Source organism: Achromobacter sp. (assembly GCF_036567245.1).
In the GTDB taxonomy this organism is placed as follows: domain Bacteria; phylum Pseudomonadota; class Gammaproteobacteria; order Burkholderiales; family Burkholderiaceae_B; genus Achromobacter.
In genome coordinates this window covers 1-7,213 of the sequence record NZ_DATCUY010000219.1, presented here as the reverse complement: position 1 = coordinate 7,213, position 7,213 = coordinate 1, and the positions used below count along the sequence as shown (strand labels likewise).

8 protein-coding genes and 1 pseudogene are annotated in these 7,213 nt (G+C 62.3%); 3 read left to right on the top strand and 6 right to left on the bottom strand.

Annotation, left to right across the window (positions count from 1 at the left end; translation table 11 throughout):
- A partial coding sequence (locus VIR09_RS09565; RefSeq protein WP_332012643.1) for a JAB domain-containing protein occupies positions 1-252 on the top strand: 252 nt, incomplete at its 5' end.
- A 51-nt stretch (positions 253-303) separates the two neighbouring features.
- On the opposite strand, the gene VIR09_RS09560 is transcribed toward VIR09_RS09565, so the two are convergent.
- Both VIR09_RS09560 and VIR09_RS09555 read right to left on the bottom strand, forming a co-directional pair.
- Positions 304-1,827, bottom strand: a complete 1,524-nt coding sequence (locus tag VIR09_RS09560; RefSeq protein ID WP_332012642.1) for a tyrosine-type recombinase/integrase — start codon at positions 1,825-1,827, stop codon at positions 304-306.
- Between the two features lie 272 nt (positions 1,828-2,099).
- Positions 2,100-2,321 (bottom strand): hypothetical protein, encoded by a 222-nt coding sequence (locus tag VIR09_RS09555; protein ID WP_332012641.1) that lies wholly within the window; start codon positions 2,319-2,321, stop codon positions 2,100-2,102.
- On the opposite strand from VIR09_RS09555, the gene VIR09_RS09550 reads away from it, so the two are divergent.
- Together VIR09_RS09550 and VIR09_RS09545 are read left to right on the top strand one after the other, a co-directional pair.
- Entirely contained in the window at positions 2,304-2,669 is a 366-nt protein-coding gene (locus VIR09_RS09550; RefSeq protein ID WP_332012640.1) for a hypothetical protein, read from the top strand. The genes VIR09_RS09555 and VIR09_RS09550 overlap by 18 nt on opposite strands.
- The gene (locus VIR09_RS09545; protein WP_332012639.1) at positions 2,666-3,403 is read left to right on the top strand and encodes an SDR family oxidoreductase; all 738 of its coding nucleotides are present in this window, start codon (positions 2,666-2,668) and stop codon (positions 3,401-3,403) included. Before VIR09_RS09550 ends, VIR09_RS09545 begins: the two co-directional genes overlap by 4 nt.
- Positions 3,404-3,463: 60 nt before the next feature.
- Here the strand turns inward: VIR09_RS09545 and hchA are convergent, their stop codons facing one another.
- The 4 genes and pseudogenes from hchA to VIR09_RS09525 all read right to left on the bottom strand — a co-directional run.
- Positions 3,464-4,342 (bottom strand): glyoxalase III HchA, encoded by an 879-nt coding sequence (hchA, locus tag VIR09_RS09540; RefSeq protein ID WP_332012638.1) that lies wholly within the window; start codon positions 4,340-4,342, stop codon positions 3,464-3,466.
- 147 nt (positions 4,343-4,489) lie between these two features.
- Entirely contained in the window at positions 4,490-5,134 is a 645-nt protein-coding gene (locus tag VIR09_RS09535) for an HD domain-containing protein (RefSeq protein ID WP_332012637.1), read from the bottom strand.
- Between the two features lie 93 nt (positions 5,135-5,227).
- On the bottom strand, positions 5,228-6,559 hold the full coding sequence (locus VIR09_RS09530) for an allantoin permease (protein ID WP_332012636.1): 1,332 nt from the start codon (positions 6,557-6,559) through the stop codon (positions 5,228-5,230).
- A gap of 139 nt (positions 6,560-6,698) precedes the next feature.
- A pseudogene (locus VIR09_RS09525) lies at positions 6,699-7,213 on the bottom strand (allophanate hydrolase); the annotation flags it as partial.

Genomic DNA, 7,213 nt, shown 5'->3' with positions numbered 1-7,213 from the left:
ATGTTCAGAGGCACGCTGTCTGAGACGAGCGTGTATCCACGCGAGGTCGTCAAGGCGGCTATTCGGCACAACGCGCATTCCATCTTGATTGCCCACAACCATCCCTCGGGTTCGTCGCAGCCAAGCAGGGCGGACGTTGAGGTTACGCGGCGGTTGAAGGAAGCCGTGGCTCTGGTCAATGTGACATTGGTCGACCACGTGATCGTGGCGGCAGGTAGCGGCCTTTCTATGGCCCAGAAGGGCTTGATTTAGGCTTGCCCGCCTGCGTCCAACAGCCGAAGACCGAACGGTCTTCGGCTTTTTTTACGCCGCGAGTAGTTGCTTGGCGGTTAGCCGCTTTTGAAGCTCGGCTGGCGCCACAGCTCCCGACAGCAGTCTTTCCAAATAGTCGCCGAGCTTCGCCCATGCTGCTTGCTTCTCGTCGGCGTAGTCGTAGAGCTGGTAGTGCCGCCTGACACGGTTCTTGCCCGTGTGAATGACGTGATTTTGGCAGCGGTCGATGATGTTTGGATCGATTCCCAGTGATTCCATAATGGTCGACCCCGTTCGTCGTAAATCATGAGGCGTCCAATTACCGTTTTGGCCTTTGCCGAGCACCAGGGAGCTGTCCGAAGCGCGGCGTGCTTTGGGCTTTCCGTTGAACATGGCTTGCCGATCTTTGATTTGTTTAGTAAAGGCCTGCTTGTACATCGGTTGGTCTACCCCCGCGTCATCATTGTCGCGCGAAGGTAGGAGCCAGCGGGATGATCCTGCCAGGCTGACAAGGGTCTCGAAATGCTTGACTGCGAAGGGTGACAGAAAGACCAGGTGGTCGCGCTTCTGTGATTTTCTGCCCTTGACGTTCGCCTTGGGAATGAACCACGTACCTTGTCGGAGATCGAGATGCGTAATTTCGGTTAGGTGCAGTTCCCCTACCCGGCATAGCGTGCTCAAACAGATCCAGGAAACTGCCTGCAACGCCTTGGATGGAGGCTTCCTCTTTCGCTTGTCATCCGAAGCGAGATACTGGTCCTCCAACTCGCGGTATCGAGTCTGGAGCTCGACAATCTCAATAGGCGGGAGAACGCGTTCGCGCGCGTTATCCGGGTCGTAATCGTCCGCCAGGAGCACCCCGAGCTCAACCAGCTCAACCGGATTTCCTTCCGAAAGCAGCTTTCGCCATGGTTGGCGCTTTTCTGCCCAATGGAACATCTGGCCCAGTATTTGGTAGGTCACCTCGGCAAGCCGATTGCAACCGCGGCCGACAATCGAGCGGATCACTCGCTCAATATCCTTCTCGCGAATTGATCGCACGGGAGTATCACCGATCAAGGGAAGCACGTCCTTTTCAACGATGCGCTTCACTTCGGTGTTGCCATCTGCTCGCTTCACTCCCGATTCCAGCCAGCTTTTATACATCTCTTGGAACGAAAGGGCGTCGGTCGTGGCCTCTTCTTCAGCGGCGGTTACAGCGGCAGATTCAGCTGCCATAGCCTCCCGCACCTGGGCTTTCTCCAAGTCGCGGACGGCTGACGGATTGCGGCCCGCCTTAATGTCCGCCCGCGCTTTGTTCCTGGCGGAGCGGATCTCGTCGAGTGTGCGCTCCGGCCATGAGCCGCAGTAGAATCTCTTTACCTTGTCGCCCATGCGATAGGCGTATCGCCACACCACGGCCATCGTGCCGCGCTGAATGCGGATTTCCCCCGTCAGGCCGTCCCCATCGGCCAGGTGATCACCGACCCATTCCGCCGGTACCGCTTCCAGTTCTTTGACGGTCCACCGCGCACCTTTTCCGCGTTTTGGGTATCTCGTCATATTTCCTCGAATCTCTCCGTTCTTCTGCCTCATGCGCCATATGGGACAACATATGGGACAACATTTTTGCGGCTGTCAGCGTACATTAGCGAACGTCGACGAACAAGGAAATTTGTATAAAGCCTTATGAATCAGTTGGTTATTCGTTCGCTGACGTTCGCCGACGTTCGCGCGTTTCTAATTTGGGAGCAGAGGGTCGTGAGTTCGAATCCCACCGCCCCGACCAATGAAGAAAGGCCGTCAGCGATTTATCGCTGACGGCCTTTTGCTTGTGTGCGTGGTTTCGGCTGCCGAAACCACCGGCCTCAGGCCAGCCGCAGCAGCCGCCGCATCATTTCAGCCAGCTTCGGTTTGATTGCATCGTCTTCTAGGCGCAGCGGGCCCGGGTTCGCCAACATCATCACCGAGACAGTCCCTATCAGCATCTGCATGGCGTTGCGGATCTCCGATTCGACGTCTTCGCCTGCCTTGGCCTGCATCTTGCGTGCCAGAGCGGGTACGAACACGGTATGGATGTGGGTGTTCAAGACGCGCAAGGGGTGCGATTCCGGGGCATCCACCGCAAAATCCCGCAGTACAGCCCGGTACATTCCTTGGTTTTGGCGACAGGCGTCGACGTAAAAAACGACAATGGCGGCGGCGATATCCGACGCGGTGCCTTCGGTCCAGACGGCATCTTGCCAGACGAGATTGTCGGCTCGCGCTTGCTCCTCGGTAACGGCGGCATCCAGGACTGCGGCCAGAAAAGTTTCCTTGTCCTGGAAACGGCCGTAAAACGCGCCGATGGATGTGCCCGCCAGACGTATGACGTCACACTGGCGGCGGCTTCGGACGCCTCGTCGCGCAGAAGGCCGCTGCGCGCGGAGCGCTGGTGACGTGTGGCGACGTCAACGTGGCGGCGGCGGAAGAAACCGTGGCGGGCATTGTCGCGGCCGGCGGGCGGGCGCAGGCCAGTGCCGCGGATGTCCGCGTCCTGGATGACCTGAAGCGCCTCGTCGACGCCAGTGTGCGGGAATATGGTTCGGTCGACGTGATGCTCAACAATGCAGGCATCATGCCGCTTGCCTTCGTCGCCGATCACGCCCTTGCCTACGATGCCTGGATGCGCTGCATCGACATCAATATGAAGGGCGTACTCAACGGCATGATTGCCGCGCATGATCAGATGATCTCGCAGGGGCGCGGCCACCTGGTCAACATCTCCTCCATATACGGGAATTCTCCGGTGGTGGGCGCGGCAATCTACGGCGCCACCAAGGCGGCAGTCAATTTCATGTCGGAAGCCGTGAGAATGGAAGCGCGCGGAAAGATCAAGGTGACGACCATCAAACCGACAGGCGTGCCCAGCACAGGGATCGGCGGGGCCGTTGTCAATCAGGCCGCCGCCGTCGGCATAGTCGGGGCCAACATGGAGCAATTCGTGACTATGGCAAAGGGCTTGCAGGAAGGTTCCTTGCCCTCCGATCAGCGCGATCCGGAGAGCATCACGCATATGCCCCTGGAGCCCGGATCCATCGCCGATGCGGTACTGCTGGCCATCGATCAGCCCTGGGGAGTTTCGGTCAGCGACATGACGGTGCGTGCTTCGGCGGATTGCTTCGTACTTTGATGGCGACGCCGCTTATAGGCCAGGCGCTGCCCGCGAACCCCGCAGGCCGTTAATGCGGGACTACTTGCGGCGGCCTTCGATGGCGGCCGCCTCATCCAGCAAGGCGCGCGCCGCGAGCTTTCCCAGGTTGTTGCCGGCGAAGGGGCTGTCGCCCGTGAGCAGCTTGCGGTCCTGGAGGGTGCTTCCGTCGACCTCGGTATTCATGACGGTAATGCCTAGTTCCGCCAACTTTTCTCCAAAGAACCAGCGCAAGGGGCCGGGCATGTAGCCGATGCCTGGCGTCTGTTTGTCCATGCCATCGGGGAAGGCGCAGATGCGGTAGCCATGAAACGGACTCGCGCCGTCCAGGCCGGTCGCCAGCAGCGCAGCGGGGCCGTGGCATAGCGTGATGACATGCTTGTCGTTTTGCATGGCCCATTGCAGTGCATCATTCACGTCCGCGCTGAACGGCAAGCCTATCAGCGCGCCATGGCCGCCAGGAATGAACACGGCCAGGTAGTCCGAGTCGCGATCCAGGGCCGTGACGACGTCGGCAAGCACCTGCGGCTGCCGGAACTGCTGTTCATACTTCTGATATAGGGCCGCGACCTTGGCGTCTTCAGAGGGGAAAGCCCACCATTCGAACTTGACCGGATTGCCCGACAGGGTCGCTATGTCGATCTGGAAGCCCGCCTGGTCGAGGTGATACATGGGCAGCAGGGTCTCGACAGGATGATTGCCCGTGGAGAAGAACGTGTCATTGCCCGTGAGCAGGTAGCGCTCGTCGGCTGCGATCATCAGGATCTTCCAGCGGCCGCCTCGATAGGCGTCCGGGTAATCGGCGTTCGACAGGTCCGACTTGGGCGAGGTGAATTGCGATAGCGAGTAGGGCGAAGGGAAAAACGCGTTGCGCTCGGCGGGGTCCGGCGTGGGTTGCTTGCTGTCCGTTTGCTGTGCCATGGAAGATCTCCTGACTCGGTAGGCTGGGCTATCCAAGATAGTCAGGGCGGACGCATCTACGCCATGGCGGAAATCCCCTGGCTCTACGGCGTTCCCAGGCTGCGCTTGCTTCTTGTTTCCAAAAATCCCGGCGCCACCCGCCTGCCGTCATGCAGACCAGTCCGTCACGAATTCGTCACGGAAGCGCCGGATCCAGTCCAGCCGCGTAGCGGCCAGCACGCGGCCGCCTTCCGTTTGCATCGTGCCGGCGATGCGCGCGAGCTTCAATTCGATGTGATCCAGCGTATAAATGCCGTCGTCCAGACGCCGGTGCGCGCCCCTGGGGTCGGTGGGGTGCGCCAGCGCGCGCCCCAGCTGCCCGCCGACATGGAACATGCGGGCCAGCCCCACCGGACCCAGCGCGTCCAGACGATCGGCATCCTGCACGATGCGGGCCTCGATGGTCCGGGCCGGTATGTTGGCGGAATAGCTGTGGGCTTCGATGGCGTGATGCACGCCTTCGAGCTTGGCGGCGGGGTAGCCGATGGCCTGGAGTTCCCGCAAGGCTTGGCCAGCTGCCAGCGTCGAGGCGCGCGCCCGGTCGGGATGGTTCTTGGGCAGGTTGACCAGGTCGTGCAGGTAGCTGGCGGCCATGACGATCATGGCGTCGGCTTCGGGATGGTGCGCCAGCATGCTGGCTGCGGCTTTCCAGACGCGTTCCAGGTGGCTCAGGTCATGGGCGCCGTCGCCGGTATCCGCGCTCTGGGCAATCCGTATGAGCTGAGGCCGCAATGCGGCCAGATCTACGCGCATGTTCAATCCTTTCCACCAGTTCCGGGAGTGCTGGAAAGTGTACACAGGGCGGTTTCAGGCCGCGTCGGCGCGCGGCGCGGCCTGGGAGCGGCATCAGCCGCCCTGTGCCTGCATTCGTCCCGCCGCCGTGGAGCAGATCCGGTACACCAGCGCCGACACCACGAAGCTGGCGGGAGCGGCCAGGGTCGCAGTGAAACCGGCTGTGTGCATCAGCGCCAGGCCGCAGATTGCGCCGGCGAACCAACCTGCAAGGCCGGCGCGATTGAATGCCGCGCCGCCGCCATGCTGCGGCGCGGATTCCTGGTCGCCCAGGATATGAACCAGCGCCACCGCCACCCAAGACACCACGAAGACGCCCTGGTAGGCCAATGCCTGGAGCAGATAGGAGAACACGTCCAGCAGCATCAGCGCATAGGTCACCAGCCCCACGATGACCGCCCAGGTCGCCTTGGGCCAGCGCGTGCCCGGCCAGCGCGCGAAGAACGCCTGCATATTGATGGTGGCCAGGTAGTAGTTGGCCGTGTTGATGCGGGTCTGGGTGATCCACACGAACAACAGTCCGCCCAGCCCCATCAGCTTGAGCAGCGCCAGCACCACCGACACTTCCGACAGCGCGGCGTCGCTGGGAATGGTGCTGACCAGATAGATGCCGGCGACGCCGTTGAGCAGGAAGGTCACCAGGTAGAACGGCATGCCGAAGTTGTAGCGGCTGTGGTAAGTCTGGTCCTCGCGCTTGCCAAAGCGGGCATAGTCGAAGGTGAACATCATCAGCACCCACACGCCCATGTAGTAGACGAAGGCGTCCCACCAACCGCCGGCGACGGGGCCTTCGGGCGGGCCGAACGATAGCCAGGCGTCGCTGTAGCCGTACTCCTGCGTTGCCATCACCACGGCCAGCAGCAGGCCCAGCAGATAGAACGGAAGCAACACCCCGTTGAACTTGTCCAGCCAGCGCTGCACGCTGCCGAAGATCAGCAGCACGCTGTAGGCCACCACCGCCAGCGCCACTGCCCAGTACGGCACGGCCGGATAGAGATGATGCGCCGCGACCGACATGACCGCGCCTTCGAACACCGCGTAGTAGATCGCGGTGGCAAAGAAGATCAGGGTGGCCAGCGCCGCGCCCGAGGTGCCGAAAAGCCGGCGCGAGAACAGCGCCACCGACAGGCCGGTGCGGATGGCATAGCGGCTGATGACACCGTTGATCAATCCATAGCAAATGACGGACAGCACCATGCCGATGATGGCATTGCGGGCGCCGTACTTCAGCGCCAGGGTCGCGCCGACGACGATGTAGAACACCGCACTGCACACGGCCCACCAGGCCATGGTGAGCGCATAGCGGGGCATGCGGTCGCTGTCGGCGACGGCATGCAGCGAGTTGTCCGTCTCCTCGGACGGTTTGTGTTGGGTCAGATTGGCCATGACGGATCTCCTGGCGGGATCGGATACTGCGGTTCGACTGCGGAACGGGCGCACGTCGCCCACCGGCCTTGCCTGGGGCAAGGCCGGCATGCTGGAAAAAAACGGGAAGTTGGGCGCGGACTTGCCGCGCCCCTTTGGGTCAGCCGCTAAGCGCCTGATGCAAGCGCTCGAAGCGGGCGCGGTAGTCGCGCCGCGCGGCGACGGCCTGCTCCAGCGTCACCCTTTCGAAACGAGCGCTCTGGTTAGGCTGCATCTGTCCGACCTTGTCCAGGTCGGCGCTGATGACCGTGCCTATCATGGCGTAGCCGCCGCCGGACACGGCATCGCGATGCAGGATGATGGGCTCCACGCCCGCCGGCACCTGGATCGAGCCGATGGGATAGCAGGCGTCGACAATGTTGGACGGGTCCGCGCCCGCGCCGAAGGGCTGTTCGCGGGCGCGGAAGCGCAGCGGGCGGCCCTGCTTGTAGCGGTAGCCGATGCGGTCGGCCTCCGAGGTCACGGTCCAGGCGTCTTCATAGAAGGTGGCGGCGGATTCGGATTCCAGGCGGTGGTCGTAAAGGCCGGGCAGGACGCGCAACGTCTGCGACTTGGGCGGGGCCACGGCCAGCGCGGCGGGCAGTTCGCGGCCGACGCGCGTGCGGATGGACGCCT